The sequence below is a fragment of the Pseudomonas sp. SLFW genome (assembly GCF_009905615.1).
Lineage (GTDB): Bacteria > Pseudomonadota > Gammaproteobacteria > Pseudomonadales > Pseudomonadaceae > Aquipseudomonas > Aquipseudomonas bambusae.
In genome coordinates this window covers 141,624-161,703 of sequence record NZ_JAAAKW010000011.1, presented here as the reverse complement: position 1 = coordinate 161,703, position 20,080 = coordinate 141,624, and the positions used below count along the sequence as shown (strand labels likewise).

Here is a 20,080-nt window from a genome sequence, read left to right as displayed (position 1 = left end):
GCATGAAGGCTCGCGCCCTCATAAGCGATAAGGGGCCACTTATAACATATAGGGCGCGATCACCTGTAGGCGCGAATTCACTCGCGATGGCTGGCGACTGTCGCCAGCCCGAAGTCAGTCGGCAGGCTGTCTTCGGCACACAACGCTGTGAACCGCTAGACCAGCGTTTTCAACACATCTTCAATCACGCCAAGGGACTCATCCAGTATCTCGCGGGTGTGCGCGGTCGACAGATACAGTCGCTTGAGTTGCATCGGCTGGAAGATGTGCCGTTTCTCGATCAGGCGCTGACGAAAGGCCATGTCGCGCGCGTCATCGTTGCGCAGCAGATCGGTGTACTGGTGGTACGGCCCCTCGAAAAAATACAGCAGCCAGGCCGAACCATAACCGGCGCTTTGTGCCGGAATGCCCAGGCGTTGCACGATGATGTCCAGCTGTGCGCGCATGTAATCGCCCAAGGCGAACAGCTTTTCGTACGTCCCGGGGCGCGCCAGTTCTTCGAGGGTGGCCTGCACCGCCGCCAGCGTTGAAGGGGTGCCATTGCAGGTGCCGCCCATGAAAACGCCCTTGGGACCGGTCAAACCGATCAAGTGCATCAACTCACGCTTCCCGGCAATGAACCCCACGGGATAGCCGGACGAAGCAGCCTTGCCAAACGTGGCCAAATCCGGTGTCACCCCAACGATCGACTGATAGCCGCCCAGCGCGTGCCTGAAGCCGGTGATCACTTCATCGAAGATCAGCACGACGCCATGGTCGCGTGTCAGGCTGCGCAGGTCTTTAAGAAAAGCGTCCGTCGCCGCCACCGCCCCCATATTGTGAGCGATGGGCTCAACGATAATGGCTGCCACCTCCCCCGGATGAGCCTTGAGGTACTGCTCGACCGCTTCGGCATCGTTGTACGGAAGAACAGCCGTGTACTCGGCGGCGGCGTGGAGAATGCCATCGGACATCGGGTCGAACTGGCCGATCCGGTCTCTGGCGGTCTGACCGTTCATGGCGACGTAATCGTGCCAGCCGTGGTATCCGCCCTGAAACTTGATGATCCGTTTGCGACCCGTGGCCGCACGGGCGAGGCGCAACGCGTGATAGGTCGCCTCCGAGCCGCTGTTGCAAAACGCAATCTGCTCGGCGCAGGGAATGTGACCGACCAGCGTCTCCGCCACTTCGACTTCCAGGTCGGTGATGCCTGCGCCCATCAGGTCCATGCGCTGCGCCACTTCGAAGACCCGATCACGGATTGCCGGATGCCCGTGCCCCAGGACATGGGCGCCGAATCCGCAATGAAAGTCCGTGTGTCGATGACCGTCGGCGTCGAAGAGATACGCCCCTTCTGCGCGAACGAACGCATAGGGTTGTCCAAGCTTGCGGCTGGGACTGAGATGACCACCTGGCAGCACTTTTTCGGCACGGGCATACCACGCTTGATTAGCCGACATGGCGCTGCTCCTTGCCGGAAACGTTGGCCAAGGCCTCGCGGGTCACCGCTTCGATGCCTGCCGCGTCCAGCCGGTAATGCCGATAGAGATGGGTCGGCGGCGCAATAAGGCTGTATTCGTCATGAATGCCATGGCGAATCAGACGCACACCGGCGCCCTCATCGGCCAGCACTTCGGCCACAGCGCCCCCCAGTCCGCCGAGCACGTTGTGCTCTTCCACGGTGATCAGCAGGTTCGTTCCAGCGGCAGCGTTCACGATCGCCTCGCGGTCGATGGGCTTGAGGGTGTGCATGTCGATCACGCCGACCGCAAGACCGCTTTCGGTCAGTGCTTTGGCGGCTTCCAGGGTCGGGTGCAGCATGCTGCCGGTGGCAATCAGCGTCACGTCGCGGCCTACGGCATGCACGATGGCTTTGCCAAACTCAAAGGTGACGTCGTCAGGATAAACAGACGGTTCCTGACCGCGTCCGATGCGGAAATAAATCGGCTGCGGATGGTGAATCGACGCGCGAATCGCGGCTGCCAGCTGCGGACCGTCTGCCGGAGCAACCACCGTGAGATCCGCGATGCTGCGCATGATCGCGATGTCTTCAGTGGCGTGGTGCGAGGTGCCATAAAAGCCGAGGCTGATGCCGGTGTGATGGCCGATCAGACGCACCGGCAACGCCGAATACGCCACGTCCATGCGGATCTGTTCACAGCACAACAACGCCAGGAATGACGCAAAGGTCGCCACGAACGGCATGGTCCCGGTGGTGGCGATCCCGGCTGCGGCGCTGACCATGTTCTGCTCGGCGATACCAAACTGGATAAACAGATCCGGGTGTTTCTCGGCGAAGCGGTTCAGGCCGTTGGAGTATTGCAGGTCGGCCGTCGCGACAGCGATGGGATGGCCGTCGGCAACCAGATCCAGCAGCCCTTCCGATAAATAATCGAGCCCCGGATTGATCGCGTTCAGTTGGCGGTACTGCCAGCTTTTCGGGTTGACTGGCGCACTCATTGAACACCTCCATTGGCTTTGATTTCTTCGATGGCCAGCACTTCGTCTTCCGGGGCAAGCCAGCCCAGATGCCAGCCGGGTTCGGTTTCCATGTACTCCACACCCTTGCCCTTGGCGGTCAGGGCGATCACGCAGACCGGACGTTCCCGCGCAGGCTCGGCTTTCAACTCGCGGAACAACGTCGCCACGGCGGCCACGTCATGGCCGTCCACTTCCCGGACGTCCCAGCCGAAGGCCCGCCATTTGTCTGCCAGCGGTTCGATGCCCACGACGTCATCGACCTTGCCGTCAAGCTGATAGCCGTTGCGATCAACGATGGCGATCAGGTTGCCGGTCTTGTGATGCGCAGCCGCCAATGCGGCCTCCCAGACCTGCCCCTCTTGCATCTCGCCATCGCCCAGCAGCACGTAGACGTCGAATGCATTGCCCCGCAAACGCCCGCCCAGCGCCATGCCCAGGCCGCCCGACAACGCATGGCCAATGGACCCCGAACTGAAATCAACCCCCGGCACCTTGCGCATGTCCGGGTGATCGCCCAGTGGGCTGCCTAGCCGCGTGTAGTCATCCAGCCAGGCCTTGTCGAAGAAATCCCAGTCGGCCAACAGCGGGTAGAGGCCGACGGCAGCGTGGCCCTTGCCCATCAGAAACCGGTCGCGTCCCGGCCATTTCGGCTCGCCGCGTTTCAGGCGCATGGCGTCGTAGTACAGCGCGGAGAAAATCTCGGCACACGAGAATACCGAGGTGTAGTGGCCAACCTTGGCGATGGAAATCAGCCGCACCGTCTCAAGGCGCACGAACAGTGCGCGCTCTTTCAGACGAGCGATCTGCTCGGGCGTCAACGGCGTTACGGGATCACGAACCGCGCGATTTTCAGCGGGCATGAGGGCACTCCTGAGTGGGTTGATCGAGGCCTGATGCGGCCTTCTTCTTACAACTTATAAGTTATATTTTGTGGAATCAACCACCGATTGACGTTTTTATTTTTTCTCGTCGAGGACTTGCGCGGCGTCAATTTCGGTGTCAATCATATAAGTTATAAGTGATCAGTAACGCTCAACGAGGCTTTTCATGATGCAGGAAACCACCCTTCCCTTAACCGAACTGGCCCGCACGGACGTGCGCTTCCACCTGCATTCGCAGACCAATCTGCGGGCGCATCAGCAACAGGGCCCGCTGGTCATCGAGCGTGGATCAGGGATTTACGTGACCGATGAACACGGCCGCGATTACATCGAAGGGATGTCGGGCTTGTGGTGCGCGGGGCTTGGGTTTTCCAACCCTCGGCTGGTGGAAGCGGCGCAGCGCCAGATGGCCGTGCTGCCCTACTACCACACCTTCAACCACCGGGTGCCGAATGTGGTCGCACAGTTGGCCGAACGCATTGCCAGCCTGGTGCCGTTCGAACAGCCGAAGATTTTCTTCGCCTGTTCGGGTTCAGAAGCGAACGATTCGATGATCAAGCTCGCCTGGGCGTACCATCGGGCGCGCGGCAAGGGCAGCAAGCGCAAGGTGATTGCCCACCAGAAAGGTTTTCACGGTTCGACGGTGATGGGTGCCAGCCTGTCGGGGTTGCCCAACATGCACGCGGCGTTCGGCTTGCCGCTGGAAAACAGCGTCTTGCATGTGCAATGCCCACATTTCTATCGCTACGGCATCGAGGGCGAAAGCGAAGCGCAGTTCACCGGGCGCCTGCTGCGGGCGCTGGAAGCGCGCATCGAAGCGGAAGGCGCCGACACCATCGCCGCGTTCATCTCGGAACCGGTGATGGGCGCCGGTGGCGTGATCGTCCCTCCTTCGGGCTACTTCGCAGGCGTTCAGGCGCTGCTGAAAAAGCACGACATTCTGTTCCTGGCCGACGAAATCATCTGCGGTTTTGGACGCACGGGCCGTTGGTTCGGTCATCAGACCCTGGGCTTCACGCCGGACATGATGGCCTGCGCCAAGAGCCTGTCATCGGGTTATCAACCCATCTCCTGCGTGGTGGTCGCGGGGAATGTCTATCAGGCCATCGAAGAGCAGAGCCAGCAACTCGGCGGTTTCGGCCACGGTTTTACGTATTCAGGCCACCCGGTAGCGGCCGCTGTGGCCTTGGAAACCCTGACGATTTACCAGGAAATGCATTTGCCTGAACGCACCAAGGAGCTGGGCCGTCTGCTGCACCAGCAACTGGAACCGCTGCTGGCACACCCGCTGATCGGCGAGCTGCGCGGCATCGGCCTGGTGGCGGGGCTGGAGCTGGTCGCGGACAAAACGACCCGTGCGTCCTTCCCGGCGCACATCGGCATCGGCGCCCAAGTCGAGCGGGCAGCCCGGGAACACGGCCTCATCGTGCGCAACATGGGGGACTCCATCGCCCTCGCGCCGCCGTTCATCATCACCGCCGACGAGATCGCCGAGCTGGTCGCCCGCCTGACGCGCGCGCTGGATGTCGTCGCTTTGGCCAACGGGTTGTCATTGTGATGAACGCCAAGGCCGCAGTCCCTCAAACCACCTTGCCCTTGATCGAGTTCAACGGCGTTCAGAAAAGCTATGACGGCAAATCGCTGGTCATCAAGGATCTGAATCTGGGCATCAGCCGGGGCGAATTCCTGACCTTGCTGGGCGCCTCGGGCTCCGGCAAGACCACGACGCTGATGATGCTCGCCGGTTTCGAGACCCCGACCCGGGGCGAGATTTTCATGGGTGGCACGCCGATCCAGAAAAAACCGGCCCATCAGCGGGGCATGGGCATGGTGTTCCAGAACTACGCGCTGTTCCCCCACATGAGTGTCGAGGAAAACCTGGCCTACCCGCTGAAAATGCGGGGCCTGAATCGCTCGGACTTACAGGCCAAGGTCAAGCGCGCCATCGACATGGTGCAGCTGCATGGCATGCAGCAACGGCGCATTACCGAGCTTTCCGGTGGGCAGCAACAGCGCGTCGCTTTGGCGAGGGCGATGGTCTTCGAGCCGGAAATCATTCTGATGGACGAGCCGCTGGGCGCGCTGGACAAGAACCTGCGCGAGCACATGCAGTACGAGATCAAGCAACTGCACAAATCCCTGGGTGTGACCATCGTCTACGTGACCCACGACCAGAGCGAAGCGCTGACGATGTCCGATCGGGTGGCCGTGTTTCATCAGGGCGACATCGCGCAAATCGGCTCGCCGACAGCGCTGTACGAACACCCGGAAAACGCCTATGTCGCGAATTTCATTGGCGAGAACAACGTGTTGATCGGCGCGGCCCGGCCTCGCGATGAGCAGACCTGTGAAGTGATCCTGGAAAACGGCCTGCAGGTCACCGGCTCTGCGAAAGCGCTCAAGGGCCGGCGTCCTGAGCGGGTTGAGCTGGTCATCCGACCGGAGAACATTCGCCTCGGCCCCATGGCAAGCATGCCTTGGCAGGCGACGGTGACCGACACCGTTTACCTCGGCGACCACCTGCGCGTGCATCTGCGCCTGAGCAACCAGCAAGCGCTGATTGTGAAAGTGCCCAACAACGCCCTGTTCAAACAACTGCGACCCGGCCAGATGACCGGCTTTGACTGGAGTACCGACGACGCCCATCTATTCGAATTGAGCTGATCCACCGCAGCACCGATAACGATAAGTCTCGACAACAATAACGATCCGAGAGGCAACCATGCACACCATCCCTGACACCGTTTAGTTCGTCACTGCCCGTTTGTGAACCTTGTCTTCCATTTACATCCTCAAACAGCAGGAGGGACAAACATGTCCTCGATATTCCGTCGCACCGCACTGGTCTGTTCGATTTGCGCCGCCACTTTGCTTGCCAGCCACGCCGTGCAGGCCCGAGACCTGACCGCGGTCGGCTTCGGTGGCGCTACTCAGGAAGCGTTCGATAAGGCCTACTTCAAGCCCTATGCAGCACAAAGTGGCAAACCCGTGGTGCAAGACACCTACGATGGCGGCATTGCCAAACAGAAAGCCATGGTCCAGGCCGGCAACCCCACGTGGGACGTGGTGCAGATGGACGAAAACGAAATGGCCCTGGCCTGCGAGCAAGGCCTGCTGGAACCCTTGGATCACAGCAAGCTGAGCAACGCCGCCGACATCCCCTCGGACAAGTTCGCACCGTGCGGGGTCGGCGCGATTGTCTGGTCGGAAGTCATGACCTACGACAACAAAAAGTTCGCCAGTGATGGCCCGAAAACCTGGGCCGACTTCTGGAACGTCAAGAAATGGCCCGGCAAGCGTGGCCTGCGCAAGCAAGCGCGCATGACGCTGGAAATCGCCCTCATGGCCGACGGCGTCAAGCCTGCCGATGTCTACACGGTACTGGCGACCAAGGCTGGTCAGGATCGCGCCTTCGCCAAGCTGGATGAGATCAAGCCCTACATCCAATGGTGGGAAACCGGCGCTCAACCCCTTGAATGGCTGTCGTCCGGCAGCGTTGCGGTCACGGCTGCCTATAACGGTCGGATCGCCATCGCCAACCAGCAAGGCGGACACTTCCCCCTGATCTGGAACCAGCAGCTCTACAGCATGGATTACTGGACGATCATCAAGGGCACGCCAAACCTCGCAGACAGCTACGCCCTGCTCGACTACATGGTCAGCCCCAAAGCCCAGACCGCCTTCGCTCAAGCGATCCCCTACGGCATCGTCAACGCCAAGGCCCAGGCTGCACTGGACAAACAGACGCTGAGCAATTTGCCCACCGCCCCCGCCAACCTGGAAAACGCCTTACTGCTCGACACGCCGTTCTGGGTCAACTACGAGGAAGACCTGATGGCGCGCTTCACCAATTGGGCGGCGAAGTAAGCCCGTCCTTTGCTTGAATGGCGGCTTCGTTCACCCGAAGCCGCTGCCATCGAATTCCGAGGTCAGCCACTATGTCCGCCCCTGCGCTGGAATCACTTGCAAGCGCCCACCAGAAGTCGAGTCGACAGAAACGCCTCGTCTCGGTGTTGCTGTTGTTGCCCCTGTTGATCTACACCGCCGTCTTTTTCGTTCTCCCCATCGGCATGATGCTGTACCGCGCCGTCAGCAACCCGGAGCTGATTCAGGCGTTCCCACGCACGGTTCACGCACTGGAGCAGCAAGCGCGGAGCGAGAGCCCTGGCTTGCCGAGCGATGCCGTGTTCGAGGCGATCGAGCAGGACTTCATTCACGTCGAGAATCTGGGCGCCGTGGGCGAAGCGGCGCGGCGTATGAATTACGAAAACAGCGGCTACCGGTTTCTGATCACCGCCACCGCTCGTCGCTATCAGTGGCCCGCCAATCAGCAACCGGTCAGCGGTGAATCGCCCCGCGCACGTCTGACCGCCATCGACCCTCGCTGGTCTACGCCTGAGCTGTGGGAGGCGTTTGAGCGCGCATCACCGGCCTACACCTCCTATTACCTGCTCAGCGCCCTCGACCTTGAACGCACGACGCAAGGCATCCAGCGCGTCGCCCCGGAAAAACGGGTGTACCTGGACCTCACGTTCAAGACCTTGAAGATCGCGGTTGTCGTGTCTGTGTTGTGCCTGTTGCTGGGGTTTCCGTTCGCCGTCCTGCTGGTCAAAGCCTCGCGACCGTTTCAGATGCTGCTGATTCTGGCGGTGATGCTGCCCTTCTGGACATCACTGCTGGCCCGAACCACTGCCTGGATCGTGGTGCTGCAGGAGAAAGGCATCGTCAACACCCTGCTGCTCAAACTGGGCCTGATCGACCAACCGCTGCCGATGATCTTCGATGCGTTGGGGGTTTACATCGTCATGGTGCACATCCTGCTGCCTTTCACCGTGCTGCCGCTGTACAGCGTGATGAAAGGCATTCCGGCCCACTACATGCGCGCGTCGGGGTCCCTGGGTGCGCATCCGGTGCGCGGGTTCCTGCATGTTTATTTGCCCATGACCCTCACGGGCATCGGCTCCGGCACGCTGCTGACCTTCATCGTCGCGGCCGGTTACTACGTCACCCCCACGCTGGTGGGCAGTGCACGGGAACAGATGCTCGGCTATTTCATCGCCTTCTATACCAACACCACGGTCAACTGGGGCATGGCCTCGGCACTGGGGCTGGTGTTGATCCTCTGCGTCATGGCGATCTACCTGGTCGCCGCTCGGCTGGTCGGCATCCGCCAGATCGCCGGTCTCACGTAATCGGGAACCTGCCATGAACCATTTCACCCTGTGCTTCATCAGCCGCAATCTGCTGCGTCTGTTCGGGATCATCATGATCGTTTTCATGATCGTGCCATTGCTGGCCGTGGTGCCGATCTCCTTCAGCAGCGGCACGTTCCTGTCCTATCCGCTGCCGGGGCTGTCCTTGCGCTGGTACGAGAAAGTCTTCAGTGCCGGTCCCTGGCTTCAGGCCTTGCGTAACAGCCTGCTGGTCGGTTGCGCCGCGACGTTGCTGGCCACGTTATTGGGCACCCTGGCAGCGTTGGCATTCGCACGGCGCAACCTGCCTGGCGCGACCAACGTGTTGGCGTTGTTGATTTCGCCGATGATCATTCCGCCGGTGATTTCCGGGCTGGGCATGTATTTTCTGTTCGGCCAATTGGGCCTGACAGGCACGCTGACCGGGATGATTCTGGCTCACACCGTGCTCGCGACACCCTTCGTCCTGATCAACGTCGCCGCCAGCCTGCAGGGTCTGGACATGAGCCTGCTGAAGGCCGCCGCAATGTCCGGGGCATCGCCGCTACGCGCCTTCATCAACGTCGCGCTGCCGATCATTGCGCCCGGCGTGATCTCGGGCGCGCTGTTTGCCTTCATGACATCGTTCGACGAGATCGTCGTCGTGCTGTTCATCGGTGGGCCCGGCCAGCGCACGCTGCCACGGCAGATGTTCGATGGCATTCGTGACACCATCGACCCGTCGATTGTCGCGATGTCATCGTTCCTGCTGGTGGTGGGTCTGGCGGGTCTGTTGGCCACGACCTGGCTCTCGTTGCGCTCAAGCAGAACCTTGAATCAACCGGCCGCCTGACGTTCAGCGCCACGTCTTCTTTCACAGCCGCCGGCCTGACCATGGCCGGCGATACTTTCAGGAGCAGTACCATGTACATCGTCACAGGCGGCACCCAAGGCATCGGCGCCGCAACCGTGGAAAAACTCGTCAGCCTTGGCCACCCGGTGGTGTTCACCGGACGCGATGAAACGGCAGGCGCCCAATTGGCGGCGCGCCTGCCCCACTGCACGTTCGTCCCGGGCGATGTCGTGAATGAAGACGAATGCCGCAACGTCGTCGCAACGGCACTGCAATTGAGCGACGGCAAGCTGGCAGGCCTGGTCAACAACGCAGGCATGTCCGGCCGCAAAGCGTTTACCGAGACCACCCAACAAGAGTGGGACACGCTGTTCGCCGTCAATACGCGCTCGGTGTTCTTCTACACAAAACACGCGCTACCAGGTCTGATCGCAGGCCGTGGCGCCGTGGTGAACGTCTCCTCCATCGCGGGCAAAACCGGGGAACAAGGGCTGGCCACCTACTGCGCGAGCAAAGCCGCGCTCTTGGGTCTGACTCAGGCTCTGGCCCTGGAATATGGCGGGGAAGTGCGTTTCAACGCGGTCTGCCCCGGCCAGATCGCCACGCGCATGATGGACAAAATCGTCAACGACGAAGCCCGCCTTGCAGCCCTGACCGCGCGAATCCCGGAAGGTCGCCTGGCATCGGCCACGGAAGTCGCTGACGCCATTTGCTGGCTGCTTTCGCCGGGAGCCAGCTACGTGAACGGCACCACGCTCACGGTCGACGGGGGTGAGACAGCCGGATTGCTGTCGCCAAAGTCCCTATAGTGACCGGGGATGGCAGGCGTGCTGAGGTTTTGTCAGTCGCCTGGCCCTGACCGTGCACATTCATTTCGGGCGGGCAGCGTCGTCAAAACCGGATGAAATCTGGGAGATCGTGACGCTCTCTGGCTGGCCCTTGTAGTCTGTCTACCCGATTCGCATACTCCTGCGCGGAAACTGAACGGCCGCGATACGGCCATCCATGGGTAGTCCAGGCGCTGAGCACTTCAATATGCATCATCCCCAGTCCATTCGTACGGTCGGCAGCCTTTTCAGCCAGCGCCCCTCCTCCATTCCTGATGGACCCGGTGTGTACGCGTTTTGGTGGATCGCTGACAGGGATACTCTCCTGGCGTCAAACCGTACAGTTGTCCTCAAGGGGCCTAATGAGGTTCGGGTCAACGTAGAGTACAAGGATTGGTGGCCGACTGAGCTGACGTACCCTTGCCTTTACGTCGGCAAGACAACCAACCTGCGAAAAAGGTTTGGTCTTCACCTGAAGCGCAAGAGCAAAGGTCGACTGCACGCAGCACATCCCGAGCACCACAAAGCAACCCCTCACACCACGTCATGTCAGCTTCGCTGGGGAATCGAACACATTTTCCCCAACGAACCCGACCCGCTGCATCTCATCTCGAATTCTGTAGGTTTCTCCTACAGGAATGATTTTGCTGACAATGCAATCGCGGAGCGGTTTTTCGAGGAAGATCGGCTTGTGGAAACCTGGCGGCCGTGGTTCAACATCGACGCCGAGCGTTGAGACGCCCTGATCAAGTCAGACCTCTTGACCGGCGAGATACTCTTGTCGGAGCCATCACCTGTCGCGTCAGTAACCCACCCCGCGAACACCACCCGAAGCGCGAATGGATTCGCCGGTCACCCAGTGCGCGTCTTCGGACGCCAGAAACACCGCCAATGGCGCGATGTCTTCAGGCTCCCCAAAACGTCCCAGCGGGGTTCCCGCCAGCAGCTTTTCTCCGAACTCACCGGCAAAATTCCCGTCAGTCGCCGGGGTGTTCGTGTGCCCTGGCAGAATTGAGTTAACCCTGATGCCTCGCGCGCCCAACTCCCTGGCCAAAGCGAAGGTCAAGGTATCGACCGCGCCTTTGGTCGCCGAGTACACACTCGACGCCAGATAGGGGTCGGTGCTGAGGATCGAGCTGATATTGATGATGCTGCCTGTCGGCCCCAGCAGTTTGACGGCCTCACGCACGGCCAGCAGATAGCCCAGCACGTTCAGGTTGAATTGCTTATGGAACGCTTCTTCGGTCAGGTCATCGATCATCTGGAACACTGCCACACCGGCATTGTTGACCAGGATATCCAGAGTGCCGTAGTGCTCACGGACCGTTTCAAACAGGCGCACCACATCGGTCGCCTGACTCATGTCTGCCTGCACGGCGACCGCTGATCCGCCGTTGGCCTCGATCCCGGCGACCACTGCATCGGCATCCGCCTGGCTGGTGGCGTAATTGACGATGACCGTTGCGCCCTGCGCCGCCAAAGCCTTTGCAATCCCGGCGCCGATGCCTTTGGATGCGCCGGTGACAACCGCTATTTTTCCTTCGAGTTTCATGACGTGCCCTTTTGACGTTGCGAGTTGAAGTTGCGTGACAGGTGGCTGCATCGCGCTTGGTCTTGAAAAACGCAAGGCAACGCGCCGCTTGCCATCAGTATCCAGGCAGCGAGGGCGCCGACGTTTGCCGGTTAATCGCACATGCTTGCCTATTCTTCTCAGTTGGCTTGCCATGTGTTGGGATATGGCTCACGGTGGGCGGCATGGAACGATCAATGGCAGAACTGCGCAGCATCGTAATGCGCGCGCAAGACAAGTGGACCGAGACCGGGCTACCCCGCGTGACGATGGTGCGTGCCGAGGCCTGTGCAAGTCAGGTCTATCAACCGATGCTGCATTTGGTGCTTCAGGGCACCAAGACCTTGTCGATTGGGGATGAGGTTTCCAGGTATTCAGCAGGCCACTATTTTCTGGTGCCGGTGGATGTGCCCGCCACCGGGCAGGTTCACGCAGACGCGGTTGGCCAGCCCTATCTGGCGGTCAGTCTGACGCTGGACCCGGATGTGATCGCCACGCTGTTGATGGACGAAGGCAAAACGCCGAGGCCACCGCAGAACACTTGTTTTGAAGGTGTCGTCGCACCTGCGCAAATGATCGATGCGTGGTTGCGCATGATGCGGCTCATGGATCATCCCCACGAGGCCACGATCCTGGCGCCGATGATCGAACGTGAGATTCTGTTCCGCGCCTTACAGGGGCCGTTGGGTGGCATTCTGCGTGACGTCGCGCGGCCGGATGGCCGGATGACGCAGATCCGCCGCGTCACACAGTGGATTCGTGACCACTACACCGAGCCTTTTCGGGTAGAGCCGCTGGCACTCATGGCGGACATGAGCGTTGCCGCCTTTTACCGGCACTTCAAATCGGTGACGGCCATGACACCGATCCAGTACCAGAAACGCCTGCGTTTGCTCCGGGCGCGGTGGTTGCTGCTGTTCGACACACTGGACGCGACGTCGATTGCCTATGCCGTGGGTTATGAAAGCGCCTCGCAATTCAGCCGTGAATACGCGAGGTTATTTGGCCTGCCGCCTGCGCGGGATGCGGCGAGATTCAAGTCTCCCCTCCCCGCCACGGGCTGACAGCATCCCATTGGGGCCGCCTCAGAAATCGATGATCAACGTCCCCTCGATACGCTCGGCAAACCCATCACCGAAGACATTCGCGGGTGTGGCGAACCCGGGTAGACGCTCACCTTCCAATACCCGCCGCGCTGCCTCTACTGCGGCCAGCGGCGTGTAGGAATAGCCGTTCACGGTTTCGATCACGGACCGGGCGATGGCTCCGTCAACGCCAGTGACCTCAACCACTGCACGGGCACGATGCGCGTCCCGCTGCGCTTGGGTCGGGCCGTCGGGCAATTGTGAGAGATCGCCTTCTGGAAACGCGTCGCCTGAGATGTGCACGAACATCGCGATGTTCGGAATGCCCGTCGAATGCCAGGCTGTCACCAGATCACCAAACGACAGCGGCACACACAGGACTGGCCCCTCACCGAAGTCAAAATGACGCGGCGTTGCATCCGGTGTGGCGACCAGTTCGCCATCGACCCTCGCCATGACCCCTGCCCCGATGATTTCGCTGACGCTCATGGCCGAGCCACGTGACATCGAACCCGGGACTTGAAGCGCAATGCTCAGCGCAAAAGGCTGTTCGACCCGCTTGGCGACCTGCACCGCCAGCGAATCGGTCGGCACGACGTCCCACCCCACACCCGGCAAGAGCATGACCTGATGCACAGCGGCTTCCGCTCCCAGTCGCTCGGCCAGCCGGTAGACGTTGATCTCCGCCGTGATGTCCAGGTAGTCGACCCCGGCCTCGATACAGGACCGCATCAGCGGCTCTGCGGTGTGCGCAAAAGGGCCAGCGAAGTTGAGCAGGACCGAGATGCCTGAGAGCGAGCCCGCCGCATCTGCATTGGCATCGAACAGTCGAAACGGCACGCCCAGTTGCGCAGCCAGTGCCGCAAGACGCGCATGATCACGCCCGGCGATTTCGAAGGACAGGCCCAGCGCTTTTGCCCGTTCAGCGGCCATGCGACCGGTGTAACCGGTGGCGCCGTAGATCAGAAGCGTGCTCATTGGACGTGCTGCCATTTTTTATAAACGAATTCGAGGCTGTACCCGTCCGGGTCCAGCACATTGGCGGCGTAGTAATCGGGATCGTAGTGCAGACGCGCACCGGGCGCGCCGTTGTCGACAGCGCCCTCCTTCATGGCAGCAGCGTAGGCGGCGTCCACTTCGGCCTGGCTGTAGGCGACGAAACCCACGTGTGCGGCGCGTCCCTCGACGACCCCTTCACGCAGCCAGAAAAACACCCGGCCATTGGCACCAAAGCCTTTGAGATTGGGGTGCCCCGGCGGGCCGTCCTTGCCGTCGTAGTCCAGGCGCGCAGTAATGCCCAACGGGGTTAACGCCGCTTCGTAGAAACGGATGGAACGGGTGATGTCGCTGACCGACAAAAAGACATGATCCAGCATTGCGTGCTCCTCAAAGGATGTAGCTGTCGGCGGTTCAGATGTTGTAGCCGCCTGCGACTTCGATGGTCTGGGCATTGATCCAGCTGCCGTCGTGCGACAGCAGCATGGCAATCACGCGGGCGACGTCTTGCGGCTCACCCACTCTGCCAAGCGCGGTCTGCGCTGCGAGCATGGCCTCGAATTCGTCGTTCAAGCCGCCGCCAAGCTCCGTGCGGATCGCGCCGGGTGACACAGCGTTGGCCCGAATCCGCCGCTCGCCAAACTCTTTGGCCATGTAACGGGTGAGCACTTCCAGCCCGCCCTTGAACGCTGCGTAAGGCGCCACACCCGCCGTAGCAACGCGGGTGGTTGCGCTGGTCAGGTTGACGATACTCGCGCCGTCCGCCAGCAGCGGCAGCAATGTTTGCGTGAGGAAAAAGGGGCCTTTGAGATGAACATTGAAAAGGCCATCGAACTGCGTTTCGCTGACAGTGGCCAAGGGGTTGAACAGGCCATACCCGGCATTGTTGACCAGGCCGTCGAGCGTGGCGACGCCCCAGGTCTCGCGCAACGCCAAGGCCACCGACTCACGAAACCCGGAGAAACTTGCCACCTCCGACACATCGAGCTTGAGCGCTACCGCCTTGCCTCCCGCGTGCTCGATGCGCTCGACGACCGAAACCGCCTCCTCTGGATGACTGTTGTAGGTCAGGATGACACCCATGCCCCGCTGAGCAATGTGCTCGGCGGCACTGGCCCCGATGCCGCGACTCCCGCCCGTGACGACGATTACGCTCATGTGCTGTTCCTCTGTGCTTCGAATGAGGACCCAGCCTACGGATCAGGCCGATCAGGAGCGCACCCGTTCCTGCTCGAAACCTGCCTGTTTCTGCTTTTTGCTCGCAGCCTCCGAGCGTCTGCCCTCAGCCTGTGCGAACTGGAAAGATGGATCGACTCAACGCCGCCACACCTTTCCCTGATCGCTCACGACCCACGGTTGGTCATCGGCCACGACATGGACCCCGCCGACCCAGCGCTCTGCTGGTGCGTGGTCGAGCCAGTTCAAGCGGCCCGACAATACCTGCTCGCCCAAGGCAGTGATTCGGATAACGCGCTTCTGCCACTCGGGTCCCGGCTGCTCATGCACGAGAGGCTGCGGCGAATCGATCAGGGGCCGCAGCAGTGCGTGGAACATCAAATCCCCCAGAAAGGGCAACGGCTCATAACTCATCATCAAGTGGCCAAAGACTTTTCCGGAGGGCAGCTCACCGTGATCGGCCAGCACGCGCAGTGTCAGGCGCTCGGTCATGCTTAATCCGTCATTGGCGCCTGGAAGCTCTTGCAGTTGCCTGGCCAAAGCGGGCCCCAGCAGCGGCAGTGCTGGATGCGCTCGCGCAGCAATGCGGGCCCACTCGACCGGGGTTGTCGACGTGTAGGCGGCCCATGCTTCACGCGCCACTGCCAAGGCGTCTTCGCCCAACGGGCGCCGTTGTGGCCACAGCCAGGCGAGCAGATCGGGCGCCAGTTGCCCAATGCCGATAAATCGCTCCACGCCGGGAACCTGAGCGATTTCGATCAATTCAAGTCTGCGCGGTAACGCGGGCAGGCTCGCCAGTACCCGCGCCAGAAACAGTTGATCGTAGGCGTCGGCTTCGCACCACAACACCAGTTCGCTCTCGGCATCCAGTTGCGCCAATGCCTTGCGCTGCGTGGCTTGGCGCTGCTGGATATTTTGCTTCGGCAGACCGAAGGCCTGTTCGGCAAAAGCCGCTCGCACGGCCCAGTAATCATCCTCAGGCAAAGCCGGCACCGGGCCCATCACCATCGGATCATCGAACATATGAAACGCACCCGAGAAACCGGCGATTCGCAGACTGTGCTCGATATCGTTGCCGCAGCGCCAGTGCTGGACCGCCGCCTCACCCGTTGCGACAAAATCCGGATGACGTGCAGCGAACGCAATGCTGTCGGCATGGGCTATCAGCTTGGGCCAACTGGGGAAACCCGCGTCGCGCGCCACCAGCCACTGCGTGTCAGCGAGTCGATAGTCAGGGCCCGACAAACCGATCACCCGCAACTGCATGCGGGCATCGTCGGCTTCGTGGTTTTTCAGTGCTTTCAAAAGACGCTTGGCGCGCTTGCGCAGCGAGGGCAGATCAGGGAGGCCGTGATAGCGGGAAGCGTTTATGGCAGGCATGCCAACTCCTTTCAGGGCTCGGTCCGCCGACAAGCCGGGAGCTGGAATGAAAAATTGAAAACGCTTGCCTGGGTGACCCCTTCGCGCGGACCGCAGGCGCAGCAAACGCCCGGCGCTGACTGTAGCGGGAAGAGCCGAAGGAAGCAAAGCCCGATTGGTAATGCCCAAGCGCTTCGCGAAAGCTCAATGGCTCAATCGCAGTACCGGCGGAAGACATGGCAAATCCTGAATAAATATGGACGGTTGGACACTGTTAACGTTGACCTCAAGACGCCCGTTCAACAGGCTGACTTCAGGCTTTCCAATGACGAACGCGATTTAACGCGCGTTCAACAGTTCTCTGCGGACGATGTCTGCGCCCGCACTCAGCGCCTTCAACTTGCCGCTGGCTATTCGTCGCGGCAACGGCGCCATGCCGCAGTTGGTGCACGGGTAAAGTTTGTCCGCATCCACGAACTGAAGCGCCTTTCTCAAGGTATTGGCGACGTCTTCCGGCGTTTCAATCGCGTGGTTTGCCACATCGATGGCCCCTACCATCACCTTTTTACCCCGGATGAGTTCGATCAGGTCCATGGGCACGTGGGAGTTGTGGCACTCCAGGGAAACGATGTCGATGCTGGATTTCTGCAGTTTGGGAAAGGCCTCTTCATACTGTCGCCACTCGGAACCCAGGGTTTTCTTCCAGTCGGTGTTCGCCTTGATGCCGTAGCCGTAGCAGATGTGCACCGCCGTTTCGCACTTCAGTCCTTCGATGGCACGCTCCAGGGTCGCCACGCCCCAGTCGTTCACCTCATCGAAAAACACGTTAAAGGCAGGCTCGTCGAATTGAATGATGTCGACACCCGCGGCTTCCAGTTCCCTGGCTTCCTGATTGAGAATTTTGGCAAATTCCCAAGCCAGTTTTTCACGGCTTTTATAGTGGGCATCGTAGAGGGTGTCGATCATCGTCATCGGGCCTGGCAGCGCCCACTTGATCGGCTGATCGGTCTGCTGACGCAAGAATTTGGCGTCTTCAACGAACACCGGTTTTTGGCGAGTGACGGCCCCGACCACCGTCGGCACGCTCGCGTCATAACGGTCACGAATCCTGACGGTTTTGCGCTTTTCGAAATCAACGCCATCAAGGTGCTCGATGAAGGTCGTGACGAAATGCTGGCGGGTTTGTTCGCCATCGCTGACGATATCGATGCCCGCCCTTTGTTGTTCTTGAAGTGCAAGTAACAGCGCGTCTTGCTTGCCTTCAATCAACTCGCCGTCCTGCAACTTCCAGGGAGACCAAAGCGTCTCCGGTGGTGCGAGCCAGGAAGGTTTAGGCAAGCTGCCAGCCGTCGACGTGGGCAACAGTTTTTTCATGAAAAAAGACCTTATCTATTAATGAATCAAAGCGCGCAGTTACCGGACCACTGTTCAAGAGCGGTCTGGTAGGGCTTGATGAAGTGTTCTTCGGCAAACTTTCCTTGCTCGACGGCCAGCTGACTACGCTCTTCGCGGTCATACACAATTCGGGTCAATGAATAGTCCTGGTGCTTCAAGCTGGGCTGATACGACTTTCCTGCGGCGGAGTTCGCGTTATAAATCTCAGGCCGATAGATCTTCTGAAAAGTGTCCATCGTGCTGACCGTGCCAATCAGCTCAAGGGCGGTGTAATCAGCCAACAAATCCCCTGAGAAATAAAAAGCCAACGGCGCTGCGCTGTTAGGGGGCATGAAATAACGGACGTTCAGGCCCATCTTTTTGAAATACTCATCGGTCAACGAGTCGTCATCCTGCCGGTATTCAAAACCCAGCACAGGGTGTTGATTCTCGGTGCGGTGGTAAGTTCTGGCGCTGGAGACGCTCAAGCAGATGACGGGCGGCTTGTCGAAATGCGCTTTGTAGGCGCTTGAATTAACGAAGCACTTGAAGAGTTTGCCGTGCAGCTCTCCAAAGTCCTCGGGCGTGCTGAACCCGGATCGGTTCTTGTTGTGCTCCGTCAACCGCACGCTAAAGTCATAATCTCGAACGTAAGAAGAGAAATTGTTCCCGACGATGCCATTCAGGCGCTCGTTCGTTGTTCGATCGACAATGGTCGTTTTCAACACCTCAATCATGGGGATGGCGTGGTCACCATCTTCACCATGTAGGCTCACTTCAACAGAGATGATGTCCAACTCGACCGTGTAACGATCAGCGGCAGGGTTGTCCCAGTGCGCCAAGGCATTGAAGCGGTTATCGATCATCTTCAAGGTGTTGCGCAAATTCTCCTGCCGACGTTCCCCTCTGGCAAGGTTTGCGAAGTTGGTCGTGATGCGCGTCGTGTCTGACGGAATATAATGCTCATCAAAACTGATGCGCTTGATCGCAAATTCGAATGCTGTGCTCATGTTGATCCGACACCCTGTTTTTAGCCACACCTGAATAAGCTGTTTGTCTTTATCAGGAATGGCTGTCGTTCCGTTCTTTCACTCGGCTGGATTAACAGTGCCTGCAGTGAAAAGCTGTACGAAGTTTAGGCGGGGACCCTGCATGAATAAAAACGAATTGAATTCAGTGAAGGCATTAGCCGGGCTCATGATCAACTTAAGAATGCGGTCCTTCCGTCTTCATCGTCCGGATAAGGAACGCACCTGTTCCTGCTCAAAACCTGCCTGTTTCTGCTTTTCACTTGCGGGTACGGCCGTCACCCCTCAGCATGCCGGTTATGGACAACTCACTGAACGAACTCAGGTCACTCGCGGCCCAGGCTGAAAATCGGCGAACCGACACCGGCATCCCTCACGTGGCCATGGTCAAGGGAGCAGTTCCCGAGCACCTGCTGGCAGCGGTGTACGACCCGATGATCAATGTGATTTTGCAAGGCAGCAAAACCATGACAGTGGGTGACCGGACGCTGCGCTATGACCCCGCCACCTACTTCGTCATGTCCATCGATTTGCCTGCCGTGGGTTCGGTGCACCCGGCCGCCACCGGCGAGCCCTATCTTGCGGTCAGCCTGACACTCGATCTCACTGTATTGTCCACACTGTTCGCTGACCTGCCCGAACCTGCGCTTCGAGCCGAAACGAATCCCGGTTTTTCAGTCGCCCCCATGACCCGCGATCTCACGGACGCCTGGGTGCGAATGCTCAGGTTAATGGGTGACCCGCCAGCCATCGCAGCCCTCGCGCCGGTCTACGAACGAGAGATTATTTTCCGCGTGCTTCAAGGCCCGCTTGGCTGGATGCTTAGGGAAATCGCCGCACCGGACAGCGCGATGGCCCGCGTGAACCTGGCAGTCCAGTGGATTCGTCGCGATTTCGCCCAACCCATCCGCGTCGAACACCTGGCTGAGCGAGCCTCGATGAGCGTCTCGGCATTCCACCGCCATTTCAAGGCCGTGACCAATTTGAGCCCGTTGCAATATCAGAAACGTGTGCGCCTGCTTCAAGCCCGAATGCTCATGGTTGCCAGTGCAAAAAGTGTGATGTCGGCAGCGTTCGAAGTGGGTTATGAAAGCCCGACACAGTTCAGCCGGGATTACGCGAAAGCCTTCGGACTGCCCCCTTCGCGAGATGCCAGCAGAATAGCGGGCGATGGCGCATTCGCAGGCGGCCAGTGAGTGGTGAGATTGTCGGGGTCAGGTCCGTCGCAACAGCCAGCGTGGCGGTCGCTGCTGGTCAAGTCCGGCGCCGAATCGCGAAAAAAATCGCCGGCGCATATACG

The 20,080-nt window shown here is 60.0% G+C and carries 19 protein-coding genes; 9 read left to right on the top strand and 10 right to left on the bottom strand.

The window, feature by feature from the left end; genetic code table 11:
- Positions 1-155: 155 nt before the first annotated feature.
- From GVN17_RS19950 to GVN17_RS19940, 3 genes are read right to left on the bottom strand one after another with little or no spacing between them, the layout of a single operon-like run.
- Entirely contained in the window at positions 156-1,439 is a 1,284-nt protein-coding gene (locus GVN17_RS19950; RefSeq protein ID WP_166596967.1) for an aspartate aminotransferase family protein, read from the bottom strand.
- Positions 1,429-2,439 (bottom strand): transketolase family protein, encoded by a 1,011-nt coding sequence (locus GVN17_RS19945; RefSeq protein ID WP_166596966.1) that lies wholly within the window; start codon positions 2,437-2,439, stop codon positions 1,429-1,431. Before GVN17_RS19945 ends, GVN17_RS19950 begins: the two co-directional genes overlap by 11 nt.
- On the bottom strand, positions 2,436-3,320 hold the full coding sequence (locus tag GVN17_RS19940; RefSeq protein WP_166596965.1) for a transketolase: 885 nt from the start codon (positions 3,318-3,320) through the stop codon (positions 2,436-2,438). The genes GVN17_RS19945 and GVN17_RS19940 overlap by 4 nt, the downstream gene beginning before the upstream one ends.
- Before the next feature lie 187 nt (positions 3,321-3,507).
- Between GVN17_RS19940 and GVN17_RS19935 the strand changes: the two genes are divergently transcribed.
- The 7 genes from GVN17_RS19935 to GVN17_RS19905 all read left to right on the top strand — a co-directional run bounded on the left by GVN17_RS19935 (position 3,508) and on the right by GVN17_RS19905 (position 10,928).
- Positions 3,508-4,899: an aminotransferase gene (locus GVN17_RS19935; protein ID WP_256665316.1), complete on the top strand. Its 1,392-nt coding sequence runs from the start codon at positions 3,508-3,510 to the stop codon at positions 4,897-4,899.
- A complete protein-coding gene (locus tag GVN17_RS19930) occupies positions 4,899-6,005 on the top strand; it encodes an ABC transporter ATP-binding protein (protein ID WP_166596964.1) in 1,107 nt (368 codons plus the stop codon). The genes GVN17_RS19935 and GVN17_RS19930 overlap by 1 nt, the downstream gene beginning before the upstream one ends.
- A 150-nt stretch (positions 6,006-6,155) precedes the next feature.
- Entirely contained in the window at positions 6,156-7,208 is a 1,053-nt protein-coding gene (locus GVN17_RS19925; protein WP_166596963.1) for an ABC transporter substrate-binding protein, read from the top strand.
- 71 nt (positions 7,209-7,279) lie between these two features.
- A complete protein-coding gene (locus GVN17_RS19920; RefSeq protein ID WP_166596962.1) occupies positions 7,280-8,533 on the top strand; it encodes an ABC transporter permease in 1,254 nt (417 codons plus the stop codon).
- A gap of 13 nt (positions 8,534-8,546) precedes the next feature.
- A complete protein-coding gene (locus GVN17_RS19915) occupies positions 8,547-9,365 on the top strand; it encodes an ABC transporter permease (RefSeq protein ID WP_166596961.1) in 819 nt (272 codons plus the stop codon).
- A 71-nt stretch (positions 9,366-9,436) separates the two neighbouring features.
- Positions 9,437-10,174 (top strand): SDR family NAD(P)-dependent oxidoreductase, encoded by a 738-nt coding sequence (locus GVN17_RS19910; RefSeq protein WP_166596960.1) that lies wholly within the window; start codon positions 9,437-9,439, stop codon positions 10,172-10,174.
- Positions 10,175-10,400: 226 nt separating this feature from the next.
- Positions 10,401-10,928 carry a GIY-YIG nuclease family protein gene (locus GVN17_RS19905; RefSeq protein ID WP_166596959.1) on the top strand — a complete coding sequence of 176 codons (528 nt, stop codon included), beginning with the start codon at positions 10,401-10,403 and terminating at the stop codon, positions 10,926-10,928.
- A 66-nt stretch (positions 10,929-10,994) separates the two neighbouring features.
- Here the strand turns inward: GVN17_RS19905 and GVN17_RS19900 are convergent, their stop codons facing one another.
- Complete coding sequence (locus GVN17_RS19900; protein ID WP_166596958.1) at positions 10,995-11,744, bottom strand: glucose 1-dehydrogenase; 750 nt, start codon at positions 11,742-11,744, stop codon at positions 10,995-10,997.
- A 215-nt stretch (positions 11,745-11,959) separates the two neighbouring features.
- Between GVN17_RS19900 and GVN17_RS19895 the strand changes: the two genes are divergently transcribed.
- Positions 11,960-12,826: an AraC family transcriptional regulator gene (locus tag GVN17_RS19895; RefSeq protein ID WP_166596957.1), complete on the top strand. Its 867-nt coding sequence runs from the start codon at positions 11,960-11,962 to the stop codon at positions 12,824-12,826.
- A gap of 21 nt (positions 12,827-12,847) precedes the next feature.
- Here the strand turns inward: GVN17_RS19895 and GVN17_RS19890 are convergent, their stop codons facing one another.
- The 6 genes from GVN17_RS19890 to GVN17_RS19865 form a co-directional block, all read right to left on the bottom strand.
- A complete protein-coding gene (locus GVN17_RS19890; RefSeq protein ID WP_166596956.1) occupies positions 12,848-13,825 on the bottom strand; it encodes a trans-acting enoyl reductase family protein in 978 nt (325 codons plus the stop codon).
- Positions 13,822-14,223 (bottom strand): VOC family protein, encoded by a 402-nt coding sequence (locus GVN17_RS19885; RefSeq protein ID WP_166596955.1) that lies wholly within the window; start codon positions 14,221-14,223, stop codon positions 13,822-13,824. Before GVN17_RS19885 ends, GVN17_RS19890 begins: the two co-directional genes overlap by 4 nt.
- 34 nt (positions 14,224-14,257) lie before the next feature.
- Entirely contained in the window at positions 14,258-15,001 is a 744-nt protein-coding gene (locus GVN17_RS19880; protein WP_166596954.1) for an SDR family NAD(P)-dependent oxidoreductase, read from the bottom strand.
- A 156-nt stretch (positions 15,002-15,157) separates the two neighbouring features.
- Positions 15,158-16,399 (bottom strand): DUF1835 domain-containing protein, encoded by a 1,242-nt coding sequence (locus GVN17_RS19875; RefSeq protein ID WP_166596953.1) that lies wholly within the window; start codon positions 16,397-16,399, stop codon positions 15,158-15,160.
- Between the two features lie 318 nt (positions 16,400-16,717).
- Positions 16,718-17,752 (bottom strand): methionine synthase, encoded by a 1,035-nt coding sequence (locus tag GVN17_RS19870; RefSeq protein ID WP_166596952.1) that lies wholly within the window; start codon positions 17,750-17,752, stop codon positions 16,718-16,720.
- Between the two features lie 26 nt (positions 17,753-17,778).
- Positions 17,779-18,762: a DUF1852 domain-containing protein gene (locus GVN17_RS19865; protein WP_166596951.1), complete on the bottom strand. Its 984-nt coding sequence runs from the start codon at positions 18,760-18,762 to the stop codon at positions 17,779-17,781.
- Between the two features lie 317 nt (positions 18,763-19,079).
- Between GVN17_RS19865 and GVN17_RS19860 the strand changes: the two genes are divergently transcribed.
- Complete coding sequence (locus GVN17_RS19860; protein ID WP_166596950.1) at positions 19,080-19,976, top strand: AraC family transcriptional regulator; 897 nt, start codon at positions 19,080-19,082, stop codon at positions 19,974-19,976.
- The last annotated feature ends 104 nt before the right edge of the window (positions 19,977-20,080 follow it).